Raw genomic sequence first — 25,892 nt, forward strand, 5'->3', positions numbered from 1 at the left:
TGGAAGCAAGCAGGGTTTAGAGACGAATAAAGAGAATACTAGATGCATCTCTTAGAGTGAGAACGGTTACGATGAACCGGCAATTTTGCATGAAGAACAGTTTTAGTCTACGAATGTATCGAAAAACCAAAAAGCGACAATTCGAACGAGAAGAAAGGTGGCAGCAAATGAATCAGAACGATCAAACATCCCGATTAGTCGAGTGGCATTCCATACTGGAAGCGGTTTCTAACCGATTTATCCCGGAAAATGAGTGGCCGTCTGCGGCCAGCGGAGGCGCACTGGTCTATATGGAACGTAGGGCAGATGAGGATCCTTCAGCTTGGAACAAGCTGATCGAACCCGGCCTCCGCGCACTCGAGTCAGAAGCGTCGGCCCGGTATGGGCACGCATTTTCAGAACTGACCGAGGATCAACAGGATGGATTGCTGCAGGATGTCCAGCATGACCGCGTCCGCGATTGGCCTGTTTCGTCCGCGATGTTCTTCAACGCATTGTTGGAGCTTGTCGTCGAAGGCTACTATGGAAATCCTGAGTCCGGCGGGAATCGCGAGGGTAAATCATGGGAAATGATCGGTTTTCGGCCGGGTCCGGTATCCGGCCAGCAGGGACCGCCAGTCGAAGCCGATTTGCCTTTACGAACACTCGATCAGCTTCAAGGCCGCTACGATGCCGTCGTGATCGGAGCCGGGGCGGGCGGATCCGTAGCGGCAGCGGTGCTGGCTGAGTCGGGCATGCGCGTTCTTGTCATCGAACGCGGCCGTTGGCTTCGGTATGACCAGGTAGGCCGGGACCATTTGCGCAACCACCGGCTGAGCAAATTCGGCCATAACACTGGACCTGATCTGGAGGGCAGTCCGCGTACGTTTCTTGCTGAGGCTGGGGAAGAGAGAATCACTGCTCCGCATGAAGGAGATTACCACAACAACGCCATGACGGTCGGCGGCGGTACGCGGGTGTACGGCGCTCAGGCGTGGCGGTTCCATCCGGAGGATTTTCGAATGGCAAGCCACTACGGCATACCGGACGGGAGTTCCCTTAGCGACTGGCCGATCTCGTACGAGGATCTGGAACCTTATTATGTGAGGGCTGAATGGGAGGTGGGCGTATCCGGTGACGGGAACGCTCACACCGGCCATGCCAAGCGGAGCCGGCCTTACCCGATGCCGGCTATGCCCTTGACGGCGGAAGCGCGGCGGCTGGCTGAAGCGGCAGCCCGTTTGGGATGGGACGCCGGATCGGTCCCGCTGCTGATCAACTCGGTCGAACGGGACGGCAGGCCGGCATGCGGACAGTGCGGCCAATGCGTTGGCTTTGCTTGTCCAACCAACAGCAAAAACGGGGGACATAACACGATGCTCGTCCGAGCGGCCGCCACAGGTAACTGCGATATCATCTGCGATACGATGGTGGAGCGGATTGAGACGGAAGGCGGGAAGCGGGCCACCGGGGTAAGGCTGGTGCAGGAAGCAGGCGGGAAGATCCGGCGTCAACTGGTGGCAGCCGGTCAAGTCATCGTAGCCGCCGGCGCGATCGAAAGCGCGCGTTTGCTGCTGAACTCGGCTACCGATGCAGAGCCGGACGGCATCGGCAACCGGTCCGGCCAAGTCGGCCGGAATCTGCAGGGTCATGTCTATACGGGCGCGTACGGTCTCATGGACGATCCGATCCAGGACGGCCTTGGCCCTGGTGTCAGCATCGCTACGCTTCGCTTCGCCCATGACAATGGCGGCGGCGTGATCGGGGGCGGACTGCTTGCCAACGAATTCACCCGGCTTCCTCTTATCCATTGGTACAGGGCACTTGCTCCAGACAACCCGAGATGGGGGCTGGCAGGCAAAGAAGCGATGCGTGACAGCTATTTGCGCACCAGTCAGATCCAGGGACCGATTCAAGAGATCCCGACGTCGGAATCGAGAGTACGTCTCTCAAGAACGGTCAAGGACCGTTTTGGTATGCCAGTCGCCCAGCTGTCGGGCCAGGTTCATCCGGAGTCGCTACGGGCGGCGGCAATGCTGGGCGAACAGGCCGAGAAGTGGCTTTGGGCTGCCGGTGCGCGCCAGGTTTGGCGAACGACTCCGGGAACCGGGCTTAGTGGCGGACAGCATCAGGCAGGCACGCTTCGGATGGGGGATGATCCCGCCACTTCGGTCACCGATCCGACGGGACGCGTACACGGTTACGACAACCTGTGGGTGAGCGACGGATCCGTGCATGTAACCAACGGCGGAGTGAATCCAGTACTGACGATTCTAGCTTTGTCATTCCGTACTTCGGAAAACGTCGTGAAGCATGGCTAAACCTAATTATCAGCTGGCTGTAAATGCCAAAATCTCGGCGTATGACCATCATCAATAAGCGCTGGGAAAGTTCAGTTATAACCTTTAATTACCATTTAATTGTGGTAGGATTGTTGCATAAGGAATTGAAATGATTCCTCACGCCCAATACTTTTCTGAAAGGAAGCACATCGGATGAAGCTGGTTATCACAGGAGCCACGGGAAACTTAGGCGGGCTCGTTATAGACCATTTACTGAAAAAGATTCCGGGAAGCCAGATCATTGCAGTCGTTCGAAAACTGGATAAAGCTGCTTCGCTAACGGAGGCAGGGCTGGAAGTCCGCCAAGGCGATTACAACGATCCGGGAACGCTTCGCGCAGCTTTTGAAGGCGGGATCAAACTGCTGTTTGTATCCAGTCCGGATACCGATGATCCGCTGCGGATCGTTCAGCATGCCAATGTAATTAAAGCCGCCAGAGATGCGGGGATCAGGCATATTGCCTACACCAGCTTTGCTTTTGCCGAGGAAAATCCGTTTGCACTCGTTCATATGGCGACCGAATATGCCATCCGCGCGACCCGTATTCCATATACCTTTTTGCGAAATGGCGGATATGCGGAGTTTTTCATCAATGACCACCTTCAAGAAAATGTAGAACGCGGGGCGATCGTCACCAACACGGGTACAGGGAGAGTGAATGCGGTCAGCCGCAGCGATCTGGCACTTGCTGCCGCGACGGTACTGACCGGGGAAGGACACGAAAACAAGGAATACACGCTGGTTTCCAATCGTCCATGGAGTTTCGATGAGTTGGCGGAAATTCTCTCCGAAGTTTCAGGTAAGCATATCATCCATCAAAAGGTTTCCTTCGACGAAGAGAAGACCATGCTCGTTCAAGCAGGCTTATCGGAATCTTTAGCTCAAACGACGGCCTTTATCTATAACACTATTGCAGAAGGAACTATGGAGAATACGACCGACGATTTACATCAATTGATCGGACATCAGACGACGCTTAAAGAACTTATAACAAAAGCTTTGCAAGCCTAGGCAAAACTGGTAGACAGCCGCTTGAAGTGTTCATGCTCCTGCGGGCTGCTGGTCCTAGGTAACATTCAAGAAGGGCAACGGGTGAGGGTTCACCTGATGCTCTTCTTTTTGCTGCGTTCCAATGTTCCCTTATATGACAACCCTGTAAGTTTGGTGTAAGAAAGAACCCTAGGAGAAGGATGAATCTTGGGATAAACTTGCATGAGATATCCACTCATTTCGCAATGGGGAGCAGAATTTATGGCAAAGAATCGCAAGGTTATCCTGATCATCACCATCCTTTATACAGTCCTCATTTTGTATTTTATGTTTTTTGCTTTTGGCAGACTCGAAGCATCGCACCAGATTACAGAGTACGAATTTATCTTTACGCCCATTGATTTTTATCATGTACCGGATTTGTCAGATTTGTTTCGATTTTCCTTAATGGCTCTGTTTGGTTTTGGCAACTTCGCTGCATTTATTCCTTTCGGCTTTTTGATTCCGATGTTGTTTCCCATGCGCTACGTTCGATTTATTGCATTGTTCTTTTTGTCCATCATGGTGGTCGAAACGGTGCAGATGCTCTCTTATCTGGGCAGCGGCGATATCAACGACGCGATTCAAAATTCAATAGGGGCTTCCATCGGATACGCAGCTTACAAATTTGGATCAAACGCAAAAACGATGAAGAAGCAGCTTGTAATTTCCGGATATTCCGCATTGTTCATTTTCGCTGCCGTATGGGGCTGCTGCGAAGTTATCGAAACGGCGCTGACAAAAAAAGAAGGACCTTTGGTTGCAATCAACGAAGTGAAGGACGCCAGTGGAAATACAGTTCAACACACACCACCATATCGTTTTGAGTTGGGCGGCGAACAGGTGCTGCCTCAGTACAATGTGTTCAGTTTCAAAGAGCAAACTGCAGCAGTTTACACCTCTGAACTAAGTGGAAGAGATATCATCCTCTACTTCAAGTATGGAGCACCGGGTAAGCTGGGAGGAACGCTTGCGATTTCGGTCGATGGGCAGCAGCTCCTGCTGACAGAAGCACCAACCTATCAAGAGGGAGCTGCTGAAACGTACGAAATTCCAATTGAGAAAGCGAATAAACTTACGATCACCATTAAGGGAAATGCGAGATTATGGGATCTCGGTTACAGGGAAATGAAGTATTTCTGGAATTAGTGCTTGCTGATGCGCGAAAGCTTATGATTCATCATATTAATCATTTATGTGATTAATTATTGAGAACAGGGAGTGTCCTTGATGCGGATATTCCTTGTTTTTTTGCGGTGAATGATGGTTTTCTGTGCTTCCGCACACAGCAAAAATGCCTAAACGAATTAAAAATTTTATTGACAATCTTCATTAAATATTGTTTCATTTTATTAAACTAAGTTGAATTTCATTCTATTTAGGAGATCAATGTGATGGAATTGGGGAGTAAGATTCGAAAAATTCGCAAGGACCAAAATCGGACCCTGGACGAAATCGCCCATGCCTGCGGCTTTACCAAAAGCCTGCTGTCCAAAATCGAAAACGGAAAAACGATTCCGCCCATCGGCACGCTGATCAAAATCGCCGAAGCGCTTGGAACCAAAATATCCATTTTGCTTGATGACAGCGACCAAAACGGGACGGTGTATTCCTCGATGACGGGGACCCTGGATAAGATGGTCACGTCAGAGAAAGGATATTCGTTTTCGGCCATCGCGGCCGAGCGGCCCGAGAAGTTGATGCAGCCCTTTTATTTTGTGGCTAAGAAAGGAAAGATGGAGAAGCGAACGGTCTCCCATGTCGGGCAGGAATTCATTTATGTGCTCGAAGGGACTATGATTTATTATGTCGGCCAGGAAGCTTATACACTGCATGCAGGCGACAGCCTGTATTTTGATTCCTACGAAAATCATAAATATACGCCCATCACGGATGAAGTAAAGTACTTGTCGGTTTTCTGTTCGGATTCCAAAGCTTGAATCCGTCAAACCAGCAATGCCCGGTAAGTTGATTTCTGTCCTTGTTGTAACTTGCTCATACAGGATTCTTGTAAACGGTTGGCAGCGCCATAACCTTCAATTTACTTGAAACCCGGATGGGCATTTTTTGTACCATTCAAACGCAGGGGGGATTGGATATGCTGAACGTCTTAGTCGTTGACGACGAACCGAAGCACAGACAAGGGTTGTCGCGGATGCTGAAAAATCTGAGGCCGGAGTATCACATCTTTAATGCCAGGGATGGTGCGGAAGCGCTGGAAAGGATGGAGACCCATCCGATCGATTTGGTATTTACCGATATCCAGATGCCGATCATGGACGGCCTTGAATTCGTGGAGCATTTGACCCGCCGCGGGGGGAGCGAAAGCGTGGTGATTTTGAGCGCCTACTCGGATTTCGCCTATGCACAGCGCGCACTGCAGCTCGGGGCAAGCGATTACCTGCTCAAGCCGGTGGAAGCCCAGAAGGTTACGCCTCTCCTTCAGAAAGCCGAACATAAGGCGGGAGCCCTGCGTGAGGCGACCATCGAATCGGCTTTGTCCGAACTGCTCGAGGGAAGTCCTGCCGAAACAGACATCACTTTGCTGCAGAGGTCCTTTTCAGGCTGGAGACGCGGAATCTCTCTGGGTGCCGTGATACACACAGGCGGTACGGACCGGAAGCGGATGCTGTCCCTGCTTAAACGCATGCTTGCCCACATCATGGAGGAAGCTGGTCTTGCCCATGCCTTTTACTTTACGAATCAATGGTTGGTGGGGGTGATCCTTAGCGCCGATGCCGCGTTTGACGTCACTTGCGCGCTTGAAGCGAAACTGCAGGAACTGATGGATCATTTTCAGAAGGAGCATAACCAGGAACTAACAGTAGGCTTAGGCATGTACTTTACAGAGTGGGGGCAAGGGGCGCAGTTGTCTTATCAGCAGGCGCGCTTTGCACTTCAAAGCTTATTTTACGACGGGCCAAGAAAATTGTATAAATCTGACCAACAGAGCCCTAAAGACCCGTCCACGATCATCCATTTGGATGCAGGCAAACTGGCCAAGGCGATTCTTTCCGGCAAAAAGGATGACATTCATGCGTGTCTGAAGACCGAACTGGATCGTACATTGGCCCAAGGTTATCCCGATCCCTCCAGGTTGAAGTATTCCGTCGCCGCCTCGATTCACCATATCACTTCACTTTTGAGGGAAAAGGGAGTTTCTCATCTCCCCGATGCCGTTCTTGAAGGAGCACTGATGCGCTGCAGCCGCATGGACGAATTACGGAAGACAGCGTTCCAGTGGGTTTTAGAGATGGCGGAACATATAGACCAACGTAGACAGTGTAAAAGTGAGACTGTGGTGGACAGCTGCAAAACCTATATTGAAGCCAACTATGGTGAGGAGGATTTGTCCCTGAGCACGCTGGCCGTGAGGTTTCATTTTAACCCTTCGTATTTTTGTATTCTGTTTAAAAACCACACCCGTATGACCATCCACCAATACATCACCCACATCCGAATGAGGGCGGCGGCCAGCCAGCTGCTGCATACCTCCCAGAAAGTTTACCAAGTGGCCGAGAACGTGGGCTACAGGGACGTGAAATATTTTATCCGGCTGTTTCGGAAGGAGTACGGCACAAGCCCGGATGAATACCGCCATTTATCCGCTACCCGCATATAAGGAAGGGATGTTCATTGAGAAGCCGCCGATTGATGCCGCGATTTCAGGATCTGAGCTATCGAACCAAGCTGATGTTGTCCTATGCCCTCATTGTCACGATTCCCCTAACGATACTTAGCTATAGATATTTTGTGTCGAGCAGCGGGTTTATTTCCGACTTTGCCAGACAGAACCTGTACTCCATTGTGAAGCAAAACAACGAAATTATGGACGCCGAGCTCGCCAGGGTCGAAGACAGCAGCCTCGCTTTGATCGCGGAGCAGGTTCTGTACGAACAATACCTCACCGCCGATCCGAAAGACGAATACCAAATGTTCACGATGGAGAAAAAGGTAAGCCGGGCGCTGAATACATATTTTCCAGACTTGAAGCACATGTACTCCATCCACTTAATCACCAGCTATTCAGACATCGGGCCTACCGGTGCTACGACCTTTATCCCTTATGAAGGGTTTAACCAAACAGCCCTGTATCAGGCTGCCGTACAAGCGGATGGGGGAATGGCCTGGGTCCCGACGTTTTCGTTTGGTGAGATGTTTCATCGGGATGCCGGTTCCCCCGTGCCCTCTGAGAACGTTCAGCTTCTGGCCGGCGTCCGTCTGCTGAAATTGTTTCGGATCAATAACGGTGAGGTGATCGAGCTGCAGGGTGCAGCCGAGCTTCCCGTGCTGGTCATTACCTATCAGCCTGATTATTACCGTTCCCGCTTCGCCAGCGTGCTCCCATCCACCGGGGCTTCTTTTTTTATCATGAGCCGGGACGGTCAGAGGGTAGCTGATTCGCAGGAAAAGGATTCCACGATGGATTCCACGATGGATGAAACCTCATTGAAAAGAATGGCGGAGATGAAGAGCGGCACTCTCACGATCACAAGAAACGGTAAGCCGCTCATCGTATGCTTCGACACTTCCGAGGTGACCGGCTGGATTTCCGGTGTCACGATCTCGCCGGAGGCGCTCGGGAGTGCCTTTTTGCCAGAGGTGAAGTCGTACACGTTCTATTTGACGCTGATCCTTCTGCTGCTCTCGCTTCTCTTGGCATTTTTTCTGGCCAACTCCATCACCAAGCCCATTCAACAGCTGCTTCGAGCGATCAAAAAAACGGGAGAAGGGGAATTCGATACCCGCATCCCGGTCAAATCCTATAACGAGATGGGGCTGCTCATCCACAAGTACAATCAAATGAATGTTAAAATCAACAACCTGATCGAAGAGAACTATAAAGTGAAGCTGAGAGAGAAAGAAACCCAGATTATGTCCCTGAACATTCAGCTGAATCCGCATTTTCTGTATAACACGCTCAACATCATGAACTGGACGGCGCTCGAAAACGAGCAAAACGAATTAAGCGCCATGATCGTCAGCTTGTCTTCGATGCTGCAGTATACTTCTGCAAGCAATCAGGACATCGGCGACCTGGAGGAGGACCTGAATTGGTTGAAGCATTATTTTTCGATTACCGAGCAGCGGTTTGAAGGCAAATTCACGGTAACCTATGACATCTCGCCTGAGCTGTATTCCTACAAGGTCCCAAAGCTGTTCCTGCAGCCCTTTGTTGAGAACGCCATCGTTCATGGCTTCGCCCGCCTGCACAGCGGTGGACAGATTGTGATCCGGGGTCGGCTCATTGGGGATGAGCGGATCTTCATGGTGGAGGATAACGGAATCGGCATCCCGCATCACAAATTGGCTGGTTTGACACGGGAAGAGAGCCGCTCTATCGGCATCCGCAACGTTGATCAGCGAATCAAACTCATCTACGGTCATTCCTACGGCGTGACCGTAACCTCAGAAGAAGGCAGGGGAACGACCGTCATAATTAAATTGCCGGTATGAACAACACATAAAAATTGTCCACCATTCCAAAAATGTTCGAATTTTTTTTGAACCTCCGGTTTTTTACAATGAATTTACAAACATCAATTCTGTGTGATTGGAGGGTAAAAGAATGAGATTTTCCAAATTTCTCGCTGGGATCGCTTTACCCGCTTTACTGGCCGTAACCGTTTCCCTCTCGGGTTGCTCAGGCAGCGGAGGATCAGCCCAAAGTGAAGGTGGCACCAAGGATGGGGGCAACGGGGAAGAAAAGGTCACCCTAAAGTTTGCTTTCTGGGGAGACACGATCGAAAAGAAGACGGTCACGGAAGCGCTCGAAAGCTTTGAGCAAAAAACCGGCATTCAGGTGGAGCCTATGCACATTCCGGCGGACTATTTGACCAAGCTGACGACGATGGTCGCAGGCAATGTCGCACCAGACCTCGGATATTTATCATCCGGAGCGGCACTAAGCTGGGGGAAAGACGGGAAGCTGCTGAACCTGGCTCCGCTGATCGAGGAGGACAAGGAATTCAAGAAGGAAGATTATCTGGATCAAGTATGGTATGAAATCGAACCGGGCAACACGATCGGCATGAGTACAGCTGTAGAAGGATACGGACTCATGTACAACAAGGATATGCTCCTAGAGGCGGGAGTCGAGCTTCCTCCCACGCAGGCAGATAAGGCATGGGACTGGGACACGTTCATTGAGTACGCAAAGAAGCTGACCCTGGACGATCAGGGACGAAATGCGCTCGATCCTAATTTTAATCCGAATAAGATCAAGCAGTTCGGCCTCCAATACGACCCGTACAACATGATGGCAGCGGTGGTATCGAACGGCGGCAATTTCCTGACGGAAGACGGAAAAGGATTCGGCCTGGCGAAGCCGGAGGCGATCGACGCGATTCAAAAGCTGGCGGACTTAATGTATGTGCACCACGTATCGCCGACGCCGCTGCAGACCAAGAGCCTGCCTGACATGGCGCTCCAAACCAAGAAGGTCGCCATGACCGTATCCGGCAACTGGGCGCTCCAGGCTTTTGCAGAACAGGATTTCAATCTTGGCGTCGGTGTCCTGCCTAAATTAATGAAAAGCAATACGCTGCTGGACGGCGCGCCGACGGTCATTTTCAAATCAACCAAGCATCCGAAAGAGGCATGGATGCTGTATAAGTACATGGCGGATCCGGAATCGGTTCTGCCGCTGATCGAAGGCGGCTTGTGGATGCCGCTCAAGAAAGAGTGGTATACGAATCCGGACCTCATCAATAAATGGGCGTCAGGGAACAAGGCTCACCCGGAGGGATACACAGATGCTTACATGAAACAGACGATTGAAAACGGCATCCGGACCCCGGGCTTTGAAGTGAAGAACCTGGATAAAATCAATGCGCTGGTGACCCCTGCCCTTGACTTGGTATGGACCGGCAAGAAGTCAGCGGAGGAAGCACTGAAAGAGATCGAACCTAAAGTACAGCCGCTGATTGAAGGCTATTACGGCAAATAACCCCGTCCGAACGAACCGATCCAGAAAGGAGGGATTCCAATGCTGCACAAACGCCGTATCGCCGTGGCGGGCATTCTCTTCGCCCTGCCCAGTATCTTTGGGATTATGCTGTTTGTCATTCTGCCCATGCTCACCAGCTTGTTGCTCAGCTTTACGGATTACCGGATCGTGAATACGCCCAAATTCATCGGGTTTACGAATTATAAGCGGCTTTTCGACGGAACGGATCCCTATTTTTACAATTCGCTGTGGGTGACTTTTAAATACGTTATTCTCCGCGTTCCGCTCGGACTGATCGTCTCATTTATCGCCGCTTTCCTGCTGAACATGGAATTTATCCGCGGCAAATCGGTTTTCCGCACGATCTTCTATCTGCCGGCGATCGTGCCGGCCGTTGCGTCCTCGATGATCTGGATCTGGCTCTTCAGCCCGGACCTTGGACTGTTCAACAGCTTCCTCGAAGCACTGAATCTGCCCACCTTAAATTGGTTGTACTCTGAAAATACGGTGGTTCCTTCCATTGTGATCATGAGCCTGTGGGGAATGGGGAGCACGATCATTATTTTCCTGGCAGGCCTCCAGGGTGTACCCAGATCCCTGTATGAAGCGGCCATCGTGGATGGAGCAGGTGCGGTCCGGAAGTTCCGCCATATCACCATTCCGATGATGACACCGATCATTTTCTTCAACCTGATCATGGGTTCGATCGGGGCTTTCCAAGTGTTTACGGAAGCCTTGATTATGACGCAGGGAGGACCGAATAACGCCAGCTTGTTCTACAACTACTATATTTACCGTCAGGCTTTTCAGTTCGGCGAAATGGGGCAGGCCTCAGCCATCGCCTGGATCCTCTTTATCATCATCCTGATCGTCACGGCGATCTTTTTCCGCACATCTAAAACTTGGGTGTTTTATGAAAGTGAGGTGTAGCGCCCATGAGGAAAAGCCGCCGGTTCTCACAGATCATCGTATACGCCATTCTCATCCTGGGGAGTGTATTCTGTTTGCTGCCATTGTTCTGGTTAGTACGCAGCTCCATGATGTCGTCCATGCAGATCTTCGAGATGCCGCCCAAATGGATTCCCTCGCCGTTCAAGTTTCAGAACTATGCGGAGGCGCTGACGACCATCGACTTTCTCCGATTCTTTCGGAATACTCTGACCATCACCGCCAGTTGTTTGCTCGGAGCGCTCATCAGCAGTTCGCTCGGGGCATACAGCTACGCGAGGCTTGACTGGCCGGGGAAGAAGTTTTTCTTTGGACTGCTGCTTGCCAGCATGATGCTTCCCGGTGCAGTTACGCTGATACCCACTTTTATCGGGTGGAGGCTTGCCGACCTGATCAACACCTACGTGCCATTAATATTGCCGGTTTGGTTCGGTTCCGCATTCGACATCTTTTTGCTGCGGCAGTTTTATGCCAGCATTCCGAGAGATCTCGATGAAGCGGCTTATGTGGACGGTGCCGGCCCATGGACGATTTTCTGGCGGATCATCATTCCTTTATCCAAACCGCCTCTGATCGTCATCGGCTTATTCTCATTCATGAATTCGTGGAACGATTTCATGGGACCGCTCGTGTACTTGAACGAGGAAAGCAAGTTTACGCTGGCGCTTGGGTTGCAAATGTTCCAGTCGCTTCACAGCGCGCAGTGGCATTTGCTGATGGCAGCCTCCACAGTGGTCATCCTGCCGGTCATTATCGTGTTTTTCATCGGGCAGAGGTATTTTATCGAGGGAATCACGCTGACCGGCATGAAGGGTTAAGGTTGCAAAATTGCAGATTACTGCAGCTGTCATTCAACAGGGTTGAATTTAGTTACATTAGATTGATTATGAAGAAACCATTGCATCCTTTACGGCTGAGAGGATGAATAAGGAGCGTGAACCTACCATGGAAGCACAGCGTCTCAACAAGGTACGGGAAGAGCTTGAGCGTCAGGGGATCGACGGACTACTGATCGTCAGCCCGTATAACCGCAGATATGTGACCGGATTTACGGGTACTGCCGGCTTTGTTGCCATTACGAAAAATCAGGCCTTGCTGATCACCGACTTTCGCTATACCCGTCAAGCGGCGGAACAGGCCAAAGAGTATCAGGTTGAACAGCATACGGGCCAGCCGCTTGAAATGATTCGGGAGAAGCTGAGTGCTGCAGGAGTGCGGAAGCTCGGCTTTGAGCAAAATCATCTCACTTACGAGTCATATCAAACCTATATTGAAACCTTTCAGGGCTTTGAACTGATCCCGACGCAAAATATTGTGGAAAAGCTGCGTGGAATCAAAGATGAGCGGGAGCAGGAGCATATTCGAAAGTCGATCGAAATTACGGACATGGCCTTTGAGCATATCCTGGGCTACATGAAGCCGGGCGTATCCGAAAGGGACATTGCAGCCGAGCTTGAATACTTCATGCGCAAAAATGGCGCCGTTTCGTCCGCATACCCGACGATCGTGGCTTCCGGTGTCCGTTCGGCGCTGCCGCATGGTCTGGCCAGCTCAAAGCCGCTGGGAAGGGACGAGTTTGTGACGCTCGATTTCGGAGCGAGCTACGAGGGATATTGTTCCGATCTGACGCGGACGGTTTTTATTGGTGATCCGACGGAGCGGCATCAAGAGATTTACCGGATTGTGCTTGAAGCCAATCGAAAGACCTTGGAAGGCTTAAAGCCGGGGATGACCGGAAAGGAAGGGGACGCTTTGGCTAGAGACTGCATTGCCGGCTATGGGTATGCGGAGTATTTTGGACACGGGCTCGGTCATGCATTTGGCCTGGAGATCCATGAACTGATGCGCCTTTCCGAAAAGACGGAGGATTTGCTGGAGCCCGGCATGGTTTTGACCGTGGAACCCGGCATCTATTTGCCCGACTTTGGAGGCGTCCGCATTGAGGATGACATTCTCGTGACGGACACCGGGATTGAAGTGCTGACGAAATCAAACAAAGAGCTGATTGTCCTATAAAACGAAAGAAGTGATTGCATCCATGCGTGATGAAACCGCAGAAGTTGTCATCATCGGGGGAGGGATCATCGGCATGTCCATTGCCTACTATACCGCGAAAGCCGGCATGGACGTACTTGTCGTGGAACAGGGGGAAATCGCCGGCGGTACCTCTTCCAAATGCGACGGCAACATCCTCGCCATCGACAAGGATCCGGGCTTCGACAGCCAGATGTCGCTGAAGTCGCAGGAATTGGTCAAGGAGTGGGTACGGGATCTCGATGAGGAGTTCGAATACCGGGCTCCCGGAAGCATTCTGGTCTGTGAGTCGGACGAAGAGATGATCGCTGCCGAATCCTGGGTCGCACGTCAGCGTGAAGCCGGCCTGCCCTTCCGCATGCTTGGTCAGAAGGATCTAAGGGACGAATGGCCTTACATGGCCGAAGACCTGCCAGGCGGATTGGAATGCGCGACGGATTCAACGGTCAATCCGGTGCTGCTAACCTACTCGTTGGCGTCCACAGCCCGGCACTATGGGGCAAGGCTTCGAACCCATACGCTCGTCACCGGCATTCAGCTTGACGAGGGAAGGAAAGTACGCGCCGTTGAAACCTCGGAAGGCAGAATCCGCACGAGCACCGTCATTAATGCAGCCGGGGTATGGGCGAAGCATATCGGACGGATGGTGGGCATCGATATTCCGATCGAGCCCCGCAAGGGACACATTCTTGTCGCATCCCGATGGGCGAACATCGGGAAACGGAAGGTGATGGAGTTCGGATATTTGATGAGTAAATTCGGCGGAACCCGTACCGTGGACCCCAAATTCGACCGATATGGCGTTGCGCTCGTCTTCGAGCCTACCGCTTCGCAAAACTTCCTGATCGGCTCCAGCCGCCAATTTGTCGGGATGGACAGCGGCGTAGATCAGCAGGTCATCAGCTTGATTGCGGAAAGAGCCATTCGTTTTTTTCCCGTGCTGGAACAGATTCCGCTCCTGAGAACCTATGCGGGCCTGAGGCCGTGGACGGCGGATCACCTGCCGATCGTTTCCGCAATCGACGAAGTACCCGGATTCTATGTGGCCGCGGGGCATGAAGGGGACGGGATCAGCCTGGCCGCCGTAACCGGGAAAGTGATCAGCGAATTGCTGAGCGGGTCGGAGACCTGCATTCCGGTGGACCGTCTTCGTTATGACCGCTTCCGTAGCATGCCGCACCCCCAGGAGGTGATTCGATGAGATGGTCCAAGATGGTCACCACGATCGACACGCATACCGGCGGGAATCCGACCCGGACCGTTATGTCCGGGGCTCCGGAGCTCTTCGGAAAAACGATGACCGAAAAGATGGTCTACATGTCCGAGCATCATGACGATTTCCGCCAAGCGCTGATGTTCGAACCCCGCGGGCACGAGGTTATGTCCGGCTGCATCTTGACTCCGCCATGCGATGAGAATGCCGACATTGGGGTGGTGTTTATCGAAACCGGCGGGTATTTGCCGATGTGCGGTCACGATACGATTGGGCTGTGCACGGCGCTGATTGAGGCAGGATATTATCCGGCAACCAAGGACGTCATCCGGCTCGACACGCCGGCCGGCCTTGTCGAAGCCAGGCTCGAGATCGAGAGAGGAAAGGTCCGACAGGTCACCTTTACGAATATTCCGTCTTTCCTCTACAAGCAAGATGTCCGGGTTCAGGTCGGCGATCTCGGTGAGGTCTCCTTGGATCTTGCTTACGGCGGCAATTTTTACGGGCTCGTCGATGCCCGATCACTGCATTTGCCGCTGGTTCCCCAGCGGGCTTCGGAGATCGTCCGTACCGCCGTCCGGATCCGCGACGCGGTGAATGACAGGCTTGAAATCGTCCATCCCGAAATTCCTGTCATTCGCGGACTGACCCATATCGAGTTCTACAGCGATCCGGTATCGCCAGTGGCCCACTGCCGGAATACGGTCGTCGTCCCTCCCGGGGGGATTGACCGCTCCCCCTGCGGAACGGGCACATCCGCCAAAGTAGCCGTGCTGCGTGCCAAGGGCGAACTGGCAATCGGAGAGGAATTCGTCCATGAGAGCATCGTGGGTTCGATGTTTCGCGCCAGTGTTCTGGAGGACACGACCGTCGGCTATTTGCCGGCCGTGATTCCGCAAATTTCCGGCTCGGCTTGGGTGATGGGCTTTCACCAATTCATTCTTCAGGAACGGGATGAACTGAATACGGGGTTCTTCCTGCTCTAAACATCACTATGACGGGAGCCAGCACTATGGAAACGAAAAAATGGTATGCCGCGATCGATGTGCATTCCTGCGGACAGCCGCTTCGGATCATCACGGGCGGCCTGCCGCCATTGGCCGGTTCGACAATGCGCGACAAGGCTTTATTCTTCCAGCGGCATGAGGATGACGCAAGGAAGCTGCTGATGTCGGAGCCGCGCGGCCACTATGCAATGACCGGTGGCATCGTTACAGCGCCGGTGACGCCGGAAGCGCGATTCGGTTTGCTGTTCCTGAACCAGCAAGGTCTTGCATCCGTCAGCGGGCACGGAATCATCGCCGCGGTCACGGCTTGGACCGCGACGGGGCAAATCGTCCCGTCCGATGCGGCGGCGGGTATACTGATCGATTGCCCGTCGGGAACCGTCCAGGTGGTCGCTGATGTGGAGGGAGACGAGGTTCGGTCGGTGTCGTTCAGGAATGTGCCCAGTTATGTGCACTCGGAGCGACTTCCTGTGACGATTCAAGGGAGGGAAATCCGGGTGGACGTCGCTTTTAGCGGTGAATTCTTTGCTGTAGTGGATATAGGCGAGTTCGGAGCGACTTCCTTGGAGCCCCATCAGCTTAGGGAATGGGCAGGTATGATCCGCAGTGAAGCCGAAATGCGGCTTGAACTTCAGCATCCGCAGCTGGATTGGATATCCGGTATTCACGGCGTGTTCTTTTATCAGCGGGATGAACGTGATCGTCTGTCCTTCCGCAGCGCATGCGTCTTTGCCGGGGAGCAGCTTGACCGGTCGCCGGGCGGAGCCGGAGTATGCGCTCATTTGGCGGTCCTTAGCTCCCGTGGATGGCTCGAACCCGGACAGCAGGCCGTGTACAAGGGGATCAGCGGGGCTCAGGTCATTGGAAGCATCGCGGGGGACAGCCTGCTGTCCGGCAATAAAACCGTCATTCCACAGCTAACGGGAACCGCCCATATACTTGGTTTCATGAATTTCGTATTGGATCCGGACGATCCGCTACCGAATGGGTTCGTACTGAATTAGCCTTACAAATATCAATTTGAATCATGAGAGGAGACATCTTGATATGCCAAAATTTGAAGGGGTTTATGTTGCGATCGTCACACCGTTTACAGCCACATTTGAAGTGGACTACAAGCGTCTTGCTGAGCTATGTGACTGGCTTATCACGCAGGGCGTCAACGGCTTGGTTCCGACAGGATCACTAGGGGAATATGCCACGTTGACAAATGAGGAGCGGGCAAAGGTCGTTCATACCGTCATTGAAGCCGCGGCGGGACGCGTACCGGTTGTCGTCGGTTCAGCGGCGCCATCCACGAGGCAAGCCGCCGAGTGGGTCCGGCATGCCAAGGATTCGGGCGCTGCAGGCGTTATGGCCCTGCCGCCGATCCAGTACCGTCCACTGGAGCATGAGGTCATTGCCCATTATGAAGCGCTGAATGAAGTCGGCCTGCCGATGATCGCCTACAATAATCCCCATGATTATAAGGTCGATTTGACGCCGCAGCTGCTCGCCAGGCTTTCGAGACTGGAGCATCTCGTGGCGGTGAAGGAGTTTTCGGGCGATATCCGCAGGGTGCACGACATCCTGGAATATACCGATTTGGATGTGCTGATCGGCGTCGATGACTTATCTATGGAAGGTCCGCTGATGGGGGCCGTGGGCTGGATTTCCGGGGTGCCGAACGCGCTGCCTAAGGAAGGCGTGGAGCTTTTTAATCTGGCTAGACAAGGGAAGGTTCAGGAAGCGACCACGCTATACCGCCGCCTGCTCCCATTGTTCCATTATGATGCGAGTCCCCAGTTAGTGCAGTCGATCAAGTACATGATGGAGCTTGCCGGATTCCCGGTAGGTCCAACAAGACCTCCGCGTCTTCCGCTTCCGGAAGCTGAGTACGAAGCGATTCATAGGGCATTTGAGCATGCCGTTAACCACCAACCTGCCGGTGAAGCGAAGAGCTCTTAAGTAGAGATTGAAAAAGGAGGGTTAGCGTATGGTACACAGCCGAAATTGGATTGGCGGAGAGTGGTTCACCCCCGCGTCGGATGAGCTGGCCGTGAAGAACCCGTCCAACATTCATGAGGAGATCGGGGTGCTTCATCTGTCGGATGCATCGCATATCGCTCAGGCGGAGCAGGCAGCCCGAGCCGCATATCGTTCCTGGTCCCGTTTGACCGGTGCCGCCCGAGGTGAGCATTTGTATCGCATGGCGGCATCGCTCGAGTCCGCCTCCGCGGATGTCGCCCGCCTCGCCAGCATGGAAATGGGGAAGCCGATTACCGAAATGCAAGGCGAAGTCATCCGGGGAGTCAACCTGCTTCGGTATTACGCGGCGGAAGGCGTCCGCTCAAACGGAGTGGTCATCCCCGCAAGCGAGCCAAACGTGCTCCAGCATACGAAGAAGGTTCCTTTGGGCGTGGTAGGTGTCATTACGCCATGGAATTTCCCGGTGGCGATCCCTTTATGGAAAATCGCACCTGCGCTCATTTGCGGCAATACGGTGATTTGGAAGCCGGCGGAGAACGCCTCATTGACCGCCACCCTACTGTGCGAAGTTTTTGCGGTAGCAGGCCTCCCTCCAGGCGCCCTGAACCTGGTGGTCGGCAAAGGGAGCAAGATCGGCGACGCCCTTCTGGAGCAGACTTCCCTTGATGCTGTAAGCTTTACCGGCTCAACGGCGACAGGGACCCGCATCGCCCAAATTTGTGCGAAACGAAACATCAAGTATCAGACCGAAATGGGCGGGAAAAATGCGGCCGTGATCCTGAATGACGCCGACCTGGAGAAGACGGCCCCGATGATTGTGAGCGGCGCGTATCGTTCGGCCGGCCAGAAATGTACGGCAACCAGCCGAATCATCATTGAATCCGGAATTTATGATGCTTTTATTGAAGCGATGAAGAAGGCGATCGACGGAATCAAGCTGGCTCCGTCACTGGATCCGTCGGCTTATCTTGGACCTGTCGCTTCTGCAAGCCAGTATGAAACGGTAATGTCCTATGTGAAGCTTGCGCGGGAGCAGGCTGAAATCGTAGCCGAAGGCCGCTCTGCCAAGGCGAAAGAAGAAGGATATTATATTCCGCCGATCGCAGCAGCAGGCGTGGATCCAGGCCATCCATTGATTCAGGAAGAAATTTTCGGACCGGTTACCGTGATGATGAAGGCAGCCGATTTCGACGAGGCGATCGCATTATGCAATCAATCTCTATACGGACTCAGCGCTTCGTTGTTTACCCGGGATTTGGCTTATGCACATCGATTTCTGGATGAAGCTCAGGCCGGGATGGTCCGCGTCAACCAGGAAACAGCGGGCGTGGAATACCAATCCCCGTTCGGCGGCTTGAAGCTGTCGAGCTCACATTCGCGCGAGCAGGGGCAAGCCGCGCTCGATTTTTATACCGAGCTGAAAACCTGCGCCATCCGGTATTGGTAGGAGGCCGGCCATGAGTACATCAAACCTGATCGTTTGCCGTTGTGAAGAAGTGACCATGGAACAATTGGAGGAAGCCTACCAATCGGGCTGCTGTACAGCCAGGCAGATCAAAATGAAAACGAGAGCGACAATGGGAGCCTGCCAGGGCCGGGTATGCAGACAGATGCTCGACGCGTGGGTTCATATGAAGAACCCGCAGTTACCCCGGGATGCGGAGCAGCTGTCTTACCGTCCTCCGATCCGTCCCGTCACGTTCGGGCAGCTGGCGAAGGGAGAGGTGTAATGGACAGAATCGAAAATCATCCGATCTTAGGGCCGAGGAAAACAAAGCGGGAACCCGTAGATTTTACGTTTAACGGTCAGAAATGGGCAGGGCTGAAAGGCGAGCCGATTGCGGCAGCGCTGCTCGCCGTGGGCATACGGACACTGCGTCGGCATGAGGAATCCGGCAGCCCCCGCGGTCTGTACTGCTCTATCGGCCACTGCATGGAGTGCCGCCTGAACGTGCAGGGCAAAGGTACGGTGAGAGCCTGCCTGACTCCTTTGGAAGCGGGGATGTGCATCTCTGAAGGGGAGCGGCTTCCCAATGAGATTACGGGGAGGAGGCTTCCATGACGCCGGCGATTCCTTTTGATCTGTTGATCGTCGGTGCCGGCCCGGCAGGATTGTCGGCGGCTGTGGAAGCTGCCGACCGCGGTCTCCGCGTTGCCGTGTTGGACGAATTCCCCGAACCGGGAGGCCGCATGTTAGGGCAGTTTCACGAGGAGAAAGGGCATTGGTGGGTCGGAAGACAGGTGGCCGAGCAGCTTCTCGACAAGTGCTCCGCGCTAGGAGTGAAGATCCAATGCGGAGCATCCGTCCACAGCATACTGCGAAGCGGTGCCGTTTGGGTCTTGAAGACCTCCGAAGGATCCATGCAGGCGAGGAACGTTCTGCTCGCCACCGGCAGCGCCGAAATTCCTCATCCCCTGCCGGGGTGGACGCTGCCGGGTGTCATGTCGATCGGCGCCGCACAGGTGATGGCCAATGTCCATTACGTCAAACCGGGACGCCGCGGCTTGATCATAGGCGTGAATGTGCTCGCCATGGCGATCTCCCGCGAGCTGTCGGTGAGCGGCGTTTCGATTGCAGGCATCGTCCTGCCCGGGATTGGGCCGATAACCGGCGAAGAAGCATCGCCAAAAGAGAGCCTGAAGGAACTGATGGGATTGGCCCATTTGGCGCCGTCACCGCTGATGAGGATCGGAGGAAAAGCTGCAAACGCTTTGGGGATGGCGGGTTTCGTATCGAGGTTCATTCCAAGGAGCGGGATCAAGATTTGGGATATCCCCTTACGTTTGCGAACCGTTGCCGTATCCATTAACGGGCGCAGCCAGGTTCAATCGGTCACCCTTGCGGATGTCAACGGAGAAGGCGCCGTTATTCCGGGAAGCCAGCGGGAGGAGCTTGTCGATTTTGTGGCAATAGCCGGAGGGTTATACCCTTTGGCCGAATTGGCGTCGGTAGCCGGCTGCCCGTTTGTGTATGCGGAAGAGCTGGGGGGCCACGTACCGGTTCACGATGAGCAAATGCGGACTCCGGTCGAAGGTCTGTACGTAGCCGGAAATATTACGGGAATCGAGAGCGCGCTGGTAGCCATGGCTCAAGGGCGCCTTGCGGCCGCCACGATTTGCGGTGACGCAGGCCTGCTCGGTCAACATCATGAGCGCGAAGTGCTGGAAGCTATGCAGGATGTCCGACGCGTGCGCGCCTCCGCGCTCATTCAATTCCGGCCGGGCATCCAGGAGGCCAGGGAGCAATTTTACCGGAAATGGGGCAGGTTTCAGAGGGAGAAGCATGGGATAAAGAAGGAGGGATGACATGAATTCCATTCACGACGACGAAATGATCGTCTTAAAAGACATGGAAGCCCTGTATCTGGGTAATCTCGGCACAGTCGAATTCGACATCAACTTGCCCAGGGAAGGAAAGTACGGATCGCAGATCTCCTGGCAGTCGGGAGATAGCCGGTTCATCAAGGATGACGGCAAGGTGACCCGTCCAAAATACGGTCTCGGCACACGGACCGTTCCGCTGATTGCGACGTTCCGCTATGGAGAAAGCGTAAAGGAACAAGTGTATCACGTGACCATTTTGGAAGAAGAAAATAACATCAAAGTTTCCTGGATTTATCCCATAACCCTGAGAGCTGAACTCGGTAAGAAGGTATATTTGCCTTCCGTCATGGTGGTTGAAACCGAGGAGCATGAGGTCATAACCCATGCTGTGGCTTGGGAAAGCGGGGAAGAACGCTTGTTTCAAGAAACCGGACCTGCAGCCGCGCGAGGCTTTCTCAAGGATACGGAAATTCCGGTCACTGCGGAAATTTTGGTTCAAGCCAAAGTTGAGCAGGAAAAGATGGATCCGCTTCCCGCTGTAAAAAGCTTTTCTCCAAGCGCAGTCCGGCTTGGCAGCGAAACAGCCTTTCAGGCTGCCCAAAAACGAAGCCTGGCATTTCTGAAATCCGTCAATGACGATCAGATGCTGTATAATTTCCGGGCTGCTGCCGGATTGGATACGAAGGGTGCTCCGGAAATGCTCGGCTGGGATTCGCCGGATTGTTTGCTCAGAGGACATACGACGGGGCACTACCTGTCCGCCCTGGCACTCGGCTACGCGGCAACAGGGGATGGAGACATCAAGAAAAAGGCGAACTATATGATCGGCTCGTTAGAGGAATGCCAGCAGGCTTTTTCCACAAAACCCGGTTATCATGAGGGATTCTTGAGCGGTTACTCCGAGGAGCAATTTGACCGCTTGGAATCATTTACGAGATATCCGGAAATTTGGGCGCCTTATTATACGCTGCATAAAATCCTCGCCGGATTGCTTGACGTTCATCGTCTTCTTGGCAGCGACACCGCACTCGGGATCGCCGACCGTCTCGGCGACTGGGTATATCACCGATTAGACAGGCTGCCCAACCACGTGCTGAAAACGATGTGGAGCATGTACATCGCCGGCGAGTTCGGCGGCATGAACGATTCGCTTGCGGAGCTGTACCAATTGACGCGTAAACCAAGCCATCTGGCGGCGGCTAAATGGTTTGACAACGACCGGCTATTCGTTCCGATGCAGGAGCGCATCGATGCGCTCGGCGGGCTTCACGCCAATCAGCATATACCGCAGGTCATCGGTGCCCTGAACATTTTCCGGGCTACCGGCGAGAAGAAATATTATGAGATCGCCCATTTCTTTTGGCATGCGGTGACGAATGCCCACATCTATTCGATCGGAGGAACAGGTGAAGGCGAAATGTTTCGGCAGGCGGGCAAGATCGGGGAATACCTCAGCGATAAAACCGCTGAAACCTGCGCTTCCTATAATATGTTAAAGCTGACGAAGGAATTGTTCGGCTATGAACCTGCGGCGGAATATATGGATTATTACGAACGGACGATGTTTAATCATATCCTGGCTTCGGGCGACAGCAAACCAACGGGAGGAAGCACGTACTTCATGCCGCTCGGGCCTGGAGGCAGAAAGTCATTCGATTCGACAAGCAACACCTGCTGCCATGGCACCGGCTTGGAAAATCATTTTAAGTATCCTGAAGCGATCTATTTTTACGATGAGCAGTCGCTGTTCGTCAATCTCTTTGTGTCTTCCGCCTTGAATTGGGCGGAGAAGGGGATAACCATAGCACTTTCTGCGCAAAAGCATGAACCAGGGGAGATTACACTGCGGATACAGGGTGATGGTAGGTTTATTTTGAAAATCCGCCGACCTTACTGGAGCCCGGAAGGCGGCATCGTGGAGATCAACGGCCGCCAGGTCGATTACATGCCGGGGCCAGATGGTTATTGGTCCCTGGATCGGGATTGGAAGGACGGCGATGTGATTCATTTGAGGCTCGACTGCCGGATTCGCCTGGAATCGGCTCCTGACTGGAAAGAATGCGTATCGCTTGCTTACGGGCCTTATATTTTGGCTGCGGTATCGGACTCGAAAGAGTACCTGCGGCTTCCGCTTCAGGAAGAAGATCTGGACAATCAATTCGTCAAGGAAACCGGACCGCAAGGGCTCCAATTCCGCTATATAAAGGACGACGTAACGTTTATTCCGCTGGCAGATGTCCAGAACGAGAGCTATCACGTTTACTTCTTGGCCGAAGGTTCAACCATGGATCGGTGATAGAACAAAATACGGCAAGTCACACAATGGGAATTATATTTTGATTAATCGAATCAGATTAAAACCTTAACACCGCCGGTAATATACCGGCGGCGTTAAATTTTCTATCCTATAGGTCGATGTCTGAATCTAAACGGCGAACCTGGCGTGAGGATAGCGTCCACATCGCTCCGAGTAGCAGCAGAATACCGCTTACGACGAAGATGAACCCAATCCAGGTCCCTTTTTCTGAACCGATGATCCAGGTAAGCCAAGGGGACAGCTTCGCCCCAGGGAGGAGCCTTTCGAGCCATTGATCGGCCAGCGGCCCCGTAATAAGGAATGACATGGGCGCCGTGACGGCACATAGCTGGCCATATGCGGCAAATACTCGTCCTTGAAGGGAAAGGGGCGTTTTACGCTGCAAAATGGAGTAAAACAAAGCCCCTGTCATCGCGAGTGGAAGCATAAGCAGAAATACGGCGGCTCCCAGCATGATGACATGAGTGCTCGTTCCGAGCAGAACAAACATCAAGGAGGTAAGGATTGAGCCGGCGAAGATGAACCTGATTTTATAGCGAAAATGTCCCCACCATACAGCAACAGCCGCACCGGCTAAAGCACCGGCATTCATTGCTCCCAACAGAAAAGTCAAGGCGTCGCTGCTCCCCGTACGCTGCAGAAAAAAAGGGATAGCCAGCTCAAGCGGCCCGTTCAGAATAAAATTCCACCATCCAAAATACAGAAGCAGATAGAGAAGCGGTTTGTTTCTCCACAAAAATCGGAAACCTTGGACGGCATCGTTCCATATGCGAACTTCCTCGAGCGGTCTCTCTTCGTGCTTCATTTCAGGCAGCGGGAGTAAAGCGACCACGCCGGTCCCTATCAGGAAGGTGAGCAGATCCACCGTCAAGATGATGCTAATTCCATACGGTTCGTAAAGTAAACCAGTCAACGAAGGGGCGATCACCCCTGCAAGCGGAAAGAGCAGTTCTTTCATGGCATTCATGCGATCCAGCTCTTCATCCCTCACCATAAGCGGGATCATGGCGGAGGTTGCCGTGCTCTGCAGCGCCACAAACAATCCCTGCACGGCAGCAATAACATAGACCGGCCACAGCGTGGAATGGATGTTCATCAGGCATATCACGAGCAGCAGTGTACAGACCGCCTGGCCTGTATCTCCGGCAATAATGGCCGTTTTGCGCTTCCAACGGTCAGCGGCGATGCCGATCCAGCCGCCCAAGAACAAGAGGGGAAGCTCATTGAAAAGTGCCAGCAGCAGCAAGGGGGTCGATTGTCCCGTTTCATGGTATAATTTGAGCCCGATCGCGATGGAGGTCATGCGGCTCCCCAACATGGAAAAACCCTGCAAACCGAAAAAAACGTAAGGTAAAGCTTTAGAAGGGTACATGGCTATTCTCCTTTTACGGCAGCAAAAAAGCTCCCATGGAACTACAGTCCACGGAAGCTTGCAGCTTCGGTACTGAGGAGCGCGAAAGAGCGCCTGCCTTGGGCCGAAGTGCTGCTTGTTGTTCTGATGTTCTGAAGTGGGAAGCAGGAAAAAGGCGCATCGAATCAAAGCTCTGCTGATTGACAGAACGTCAAAGATGGCGATTTCCGGCTTTCGTATGCGATTAAGCCTGCACTTCAGAACGACCAGTGAGGAGCATATCCTGTCGATTCCCCTTTTTCTTTACCGATTGTAAGTGTACATATTCTATCACGCCGAATTTCTGTAGACAATATGACTTAGGTGTCGATGTAAATAAAATTTCATTTGAACTCGAGGGTATCTGTTTGCCTCATTCATTGCCCGTCCGAAGAACTTTAATGACCGCAGCAAGCTCTTCGTTTTCGTATCCGGCTTGTATCGCCTTTTCGTATAATCCCTTGGCGAAATTGGGGAAATCCGGATTGATCCGTGCCTCGCGCGCCTGCTTCACCCATAACTCTGCCGTTGACATGCAGGTTTTGACCGAGCTTTGGGGCTGATTATAAGTCTCCGACTGAATCACTTCTCCTTCATGCTTGATCATTTGTCCGAAAACTGGGGAGATGTCGGCTATCATAGAACCGAACGTATCGACCCGGTGGCCTTCGGATTCAAGAATGCGCGCGCCGTGAAAGAAGCCGAACATCGAGCCGAACATCGTGGAAAGGGCGGCCAAATCCCATGCAGAGGCGGATCCAACCGATTCGCCCAGATATATCAGGTTTCCGGCTAATACTCTAAGAACCGGCTCACTCCGCCGATATGCGCTTTCCGAGCCTGACAGGAATATTGGTGTATCAGGCATTCCTATCTGAGGAGGTGTTGCCATAATGGCACCGTCCAGATAATCGGCACCCTGTTCATGAGCCCACGCCTCGCTGTTCCTTGCGTCTTGAGGAGTCCCCGTGCTGAGCTCCACCACTAACTTACCGGCCATTCTAGCGGCGACATCCTCTGATCCCAAGATGCTCCGCGATATCTCATAGGTTGCCACGCATACGATAATGATTGGGCTGGCATTCACAGCAAGTGCAGCATCGGGTTCAAAAACCGCTCCATCCTGAACGAGAGCCCTTGCCTTCTCGCTTGTCCGGTTCCAGACCGTCACTTTCTTTCCGCTGCGCAGCAAGGTCCGGGCTAACGCTGAACCCATAGGACCCGCCCCAATAACCGTTATATCACTCATGTTTGTTGATTCCTCCCCGTGTATTCTGTCGTAGTTTCGTGTGTAGTAACGTCCCTCGGCAATATCATTGTAAGGCAGGATCGACTTGGCGTATAATGATTGAAAATCATACTAGCATCATTATTATTGATACCGAAATGAGG

Annotated in this window: 21 protein-coding genes; 19 read left to right on the forward strand and 2 right to left on the reverse strand. The window is 53.1% G+C overall.

Annotation, left to right across the window (positions count from 1 at the left end; all coding sequences use genetic code 11):
- Positions 1 to 167 precede the first annotated feature (167 nt).
- From ABIE48_RS14285 to ABIE48_RS14375, 19 genes are all read left to right on the forward strand, one after another.
- Positions 168 to 2,300 carry a GMC family oxidoreductase gene (locus ABIE48_RS14285; RefSeq protein WP_192714155.1) on the forward strand — a complete coding sequence of 711 codons (2,133 nt, stop codon included), beginning with the start codon at positions 168 to 170 and terminating at the stop codon, positions 2,298 to 2,300.
- A gap of 174 nt (positions 2,301 to 2,474) precedes the next feature.
- Complete coding sequence (locus tag ABIE48_RS14290) at positions 2,475 to 3,332, forward strand: SDR family oxidoreductase (RefSeq protein WP_145019553.1); 858 nt, start codon at positions 2,475 to 2,477, stop codon at positions 3,330 to 3,332.
- Positions 3,333 to 3,572: 240 nt separating this feature from the next.
- Positions 3,573 to 4,499 carry a VanZ family protein gene (locus ABIE48_RS14295; RefSeq protein ID WP_192714154.1) on the forward strand — a complete coding sequence of 309 codons (927 nt, stop codon included), beginning with the start codon at positions 3,573 to 3,575 and terminating at the stop codon, positions 4,497 to 4,499.
- 245 nt (positions 4,500 to 4,744) lie between these two features.
- Positions 4,745 to 5,290 carry a helix-turn-helix domain-containing protein gene (locus ABIE48_RS14300; RefSeq protein ID WP_192714153.1) on the forward strand — a complete coding sequence of 182 codons (546 nt, stop codon included), beginning with the start codon at positions 4,745 to 4,747 and terminating at the stop codon, positions 5,288 to 5,290.
- 158 nt (positions 5,291 to 5,448) lie between these two features.
- Positions 5,449 to 6,972, forward strand: a complete 1,524-nt coding sequence (locus tag ABIE48_RS14305; RefSeq protein ID WP_192714152.1) for a response regulator — start codon at positions 5,449 to 5,451, stop codon at positions 6,970 to 6,972.
- A 32-nt stretch (positions 6,973 to 7,004) separates the two neighbouring features.
- A complete protein-coding gene (locus ABIE48_RS14310; protein WP_192714151.1) occupies positions 7,005 to 8,807 on the forward strand; it encodes a cache domain-containing sensor histidine kinase in 1,803 nt (600 codons plus the stop codon).
- Between the two features lie 112 nt (positions 8,808 to 8,919).
- Positions 8,920 to 10,299 carry an ABC transporter substrate-binding protein gene (locus ABIE48_RS14315; RefSeq protein ID WP_192714150.1) on the forward strand — a complete coding sequence of 460 codons (1,380 nt, stop codon included), beginning with the start codon at positions 8,920 to 8,922 and terminating at the stop codon, positions 10,297 to 10,299.
- A 39-nt stretch (positions 10,300 to 10,338) separates the two neighbouring features.
- Entirely contained in the window at positions 10,339 to 11,229 is an 891-nt protein-coding gene (locus ABIE48_RS14320; RefSeq protein WP_183580831.1) for a carbohydrate ABC transporter permease, read from the forward strand.
- A gap of 5 nt (positions 11,230 to 11,234) precedes the next feature.
- Positions 11,235 to 12,065: a carbohydrate ABC transporter permease gene (locus ABIE48_RS14325; protein ID WP_145019535.1), complete on the forward strand. Its 831-nt coding sequence runs from the start codon at positions 11,235 to 11,237 to the stop codon at positions 12,063 to 12,065.
- Positions 12,066 to 12,192: 127 nt separating this feature from the next.
- Entirely contained in the window at positions 12,193 to 13,263 is a 1,071-nt protein-coding gene (locus ABIE48_RS14330; protein WP_145019532.1) for a M24 family metallopeptidase, read from the forward strand.
- 22 nt (positions 13,264 to 13,285) lie between these two features.
- Positions 13,286 to 14,482: an NAD(P)/FAD-dependent oxidoreductase gene (locus tag ABIE48_RS14335; RefSeq protein ID WP_145165204.1), complete on the forward strand. Its 1,197-nt coding sequence runs from the start codon at positions 13,286 to 13,288 to the stop codon at positions 14,480 to 14,482.
- Complete coding sequence (locus ABIE48_RS14340; RefSeq protein WP_192714149.1) at positions 14,479 to 15,480, forward strand: proline racemase family protein; 1,002 nt, start codon at positions 14,479 to 14,481, stop codon at positions 15,478 to 15,480. The genes ABIE48_RS14335 and ABIE48_RS14340 overlap by 4 nt, the downstream gene beginning before the upstream one ends.
- A 26-nt stretch (positions 15,481 to 15,506) precedes the next feature.
- Positions 15,507 to 16,505, forward strand: coding sequence for a proline racemase family protein (locus tag ABIE48_RS14345; RefSeq protein WP_192714148.1), 999 nt, complete (start codon positions 15,507 to 15,509; stop codon positions 16,503 to 16,505).
- Between the two features lie 43 nt (positions 16,506 to 16,548).
- Complete coding sequence (locus ABIE48_RS14350) at positions 16,549 to 17,448, forward strand: dihydrodipicolinate synthase family protein (protein WP_145019523.1); 900 nt, start codon at positions 16,549 to 16,551, stop codon at positions 17,446 to 17,448.
- Between the two features lie 28 nt (positions 17,449 to 17,476).
- Positions 17,477 to 18,916 (forward strand): aldehyde dehydrogenase family protein, encoded by a 1,440-nt coding sequence (locus ABIE48_RS14355; protein WP_192714147.1) that lies wholly within the window; start codon positions 17,477 to 17,479, stop codon positions 18,914 to 18,916.
- A gap of 10 nt (positions 18,917 to 18,926) precedes the next feature.
- Positions 18,927 to 19,199 carry a (2Fe-2S)-binding protein gene (locus ABIE48_RS14360; protein ID WP_145019517.1) on the forward strand — a complete coding sequence of 91 codons (273 nt, stop codon included), beginning with the start codon at positions 18,927 to 18,929 and terminating at the stop codon, positions 19,197 to 19,199.
- Complete coding sequence (locus ABIE48_RS14365) at positions 19,199 to 19,531, forward strand: (2Fe-2S)-binding protein (RefSeq protein WP_145019514.1); 333 nt, start codon at positions 19,199 to 19,201, stop codon at positions 19,529 to 19,531. The genes ABIE48_RS14360 and ABIE48_RS14365 overlap by 1 nt, the downstream gene beginning before the upstream one ends.
- Positions 19,528 to 20,775: an NAD(P)/FAD-dependent oxidoreductase gene (locus ABIE48_RS14370; RefSeq protein ID WP_192714146.1), complete on the forward strand. Its 1,248-nt coding sequence runs from the start codon at positions 19,528 to 19,530 to the stop codon at positions 20,773 to 20,775. Before ABIE48_RS14365 ends, ABIE48_RS14370 begins: the two co-directional genes overlap by 4 nt.
- Before the next feature lies 1 nt (position 20,776).
- The gene (locus ABIE48_RS14375; RefSeq protein WP_192714145.1) at positions 20,777 to 23,089 is read left to right on the forward strand and encodes a beta-L-arabinofuranosidase domain-containing protein; all 2,313 of its coding nucleotides are present in this window, start codon (positions 20,777 to 20,779) and stop codon (positions 23,087 to 23,089) included.
- 109 nt (positions 23,090 to 23,198) lie between these two features.
- Here ABIE48_RS14375 and ABIE48_RS14380 read toward each other — a convergent pair whose 3' ends face one another.
- A complete protein-coding gene (locus ABIE48_RS14380) occupies positions 23,199 to 24,482 on the reverse strand; it encodes an MFS transporter (protein ID WP_145019505.1) in 1,284 nt (427 codons plus the stop codon).
- 391 nt (positions 24,483 to 24,873) lie between these two features.
- Positions 24,874 to 25,830, reverse strand: coding sequence for an NAD(P)-dependent oxidoreductase (locus ABIE48_RS14385; RefSeq protein WP_354520636.1), 957 nt, complete (start codon positions 25,828 to 25,830; stop codon positions 24,874 to 24,876).
- Between the last annotated feature and the right edge of the window lie 62 nt (positions 25,831 to 25,892).

Origin of the sequence: Paenibacillus sp. OAE614 (assembly GCF_040546645.1) — a bacterium.
GTDB classification, from domain to species: domain Bacteria; phylum Bacillota; class Bacilli; order Paenibacillales; family Paenibacillaceae; genus Paenibacillus_AQ; species Paenibacillus_AQ favisporus.

Excerpts from the sequence above, each read along its gene's own strand:
- ABIE48_RS14285 (WP_192714155.1), top strand. The coding sequence starts at position 168 with ATGAATCAGAACGATCAAACATCCCGATTAGTCGAGTGGCATTCCATA.
- ABIE48_RS14290 (WP_145019553.1), top strand. The coding sequence starts at position 2,475 with ATGAAGCTGGTTATCACAGGAGCCACGGGAAACTTAGGCGGGCTCGTT.
- ABIE48_RS14295 (WP_192714154.1), top strand. The coding sequence starts at position 3,573 with ATGGCAAAGAATCGCAAGGTTATCCTGATCATCACCATCCTTTATACA.
- ABIE48_RS14300 (WP_192714153.1), top strand. The coding sequence starts at position 4,745 with ATGGAATTGGGGAGTAAGATTCGAAAAATTCGCAAGGACCAAAATCGG.
- ABIE48_RS14305 (WP_192714152.1), top strand. The coding sequence starts at position 5,449 with ATGCTGAACGTCTTAGTCGTTGACGACGAACCGAAGCACAGACAAGGG.
- ABIE48_RS14310 (WP_192714151.1), top strand. The coding sequence starts at position 7,005 with ATGCCGCGATTTCAGGATCTGAGCTATCGAACCAAGCTGATGTTGTCC.
- ABIE48_RS14315 (WP_192714150.1), top strand. The coding sequence starts at position 8,920 with ATGAGATTTTCCAAATTTCTCGCTGGGATCGCTTTACCCGCTTTACTG.
- ABIE48_RS14320 (WP_183580831.1), top strand. The coding sequence starts at position 10,339 with ATGCTGCACAAACGCCGTATCGCCGTGGCGGGCATTCTCTTCGCCCTG.
- ABIE48_RS14325 (WP_145019535.1), top strand. The coding sequence starts at position 11,235 with ATGAGGAAAAGCCGCCGGTTCTCACAGATCATCGTATACGCCATTCTC.
- ABIE48_RS14330 (WP_145019532.1), top strand. The coding sequence starts at position 12,193 with ATGGAAGCACAGCGTCTCAACAAGGTACGGGAAGAGCTTGAGCGTCAG.
- ABIE48_RS14335 (WP_145165204.1), top strand. The coding sequence starts at position 13,286 with ATGCGTGATGAAACCGCAGAAGTTGTCATCATCGGGGGAGGGATCATC.
- ABIE48_RS14340 (WP_192714149.1), top strand. The coding sequence starts at position 14,479 with ATGAGATGGTCCAAGATGGTCACCACGATCGACACGCATACCGGCGGG.
- ABIE48_RS14345 (WP_192714148.1), top strand. The coding sequence starts at position 15,507 with ATGGAAACGAAAAAATGGTATGCCGCGATCGATGTGCATTCCTGCGGA.
- ABIE48_RS14350 (WP_145019523.1), top strand. The coding sequence starts at position 16,549 with ATGCCAAAATTTGAAGGGGTTTATGTTGCGATCGTCACACCGTTTACA.
- ABIE48_RS14355 (WP_192714147.1), top strand. The coding sequence starts at position 17,477 with ATGGTACACAGCCGAAATTGGATTGGCGGAGAGTGGTTCACCCCCGCG.
- ABIE48_RS14360 (WP_145019517.1), top strand. The coding sequence starts at position 18,927 with ATGAGTACATCAAACCTGATCGTTTGCCGTTGTGAAGAAGTGACCATG.
- ABIE48_RS14365 (WP_145019514.1), top strand. The coding sequence starts at position 19,199 with ATGGACAGAATCGAAAATCATCCGATCTTAGGGCCGAGGAAAACAAAG.
- ABIE48_RS14370 (WP_192714146.1), top strand. The coding sequence starts at position 19,528 with ATGACGCCGGCGATTCCTTTTGATCTGTTGATCGTCGGTGCCGGCCCG.
- ABIE48_RS14375 (WP_192714145.1), top strand. The coding sequence starts at position 20,777 with ATGAATTCCATTCACGACGACGAAATGATCGTCTTAAAAGACATGGAA.
- ABIE48_RS14380 (WP_145019505.1), bottom strand. The coding sequence starts at position 24,482 with ATGTACCCTTCTAAAGCTTTACCTTACGTTTTTTTCGGTTTGCAGGGT.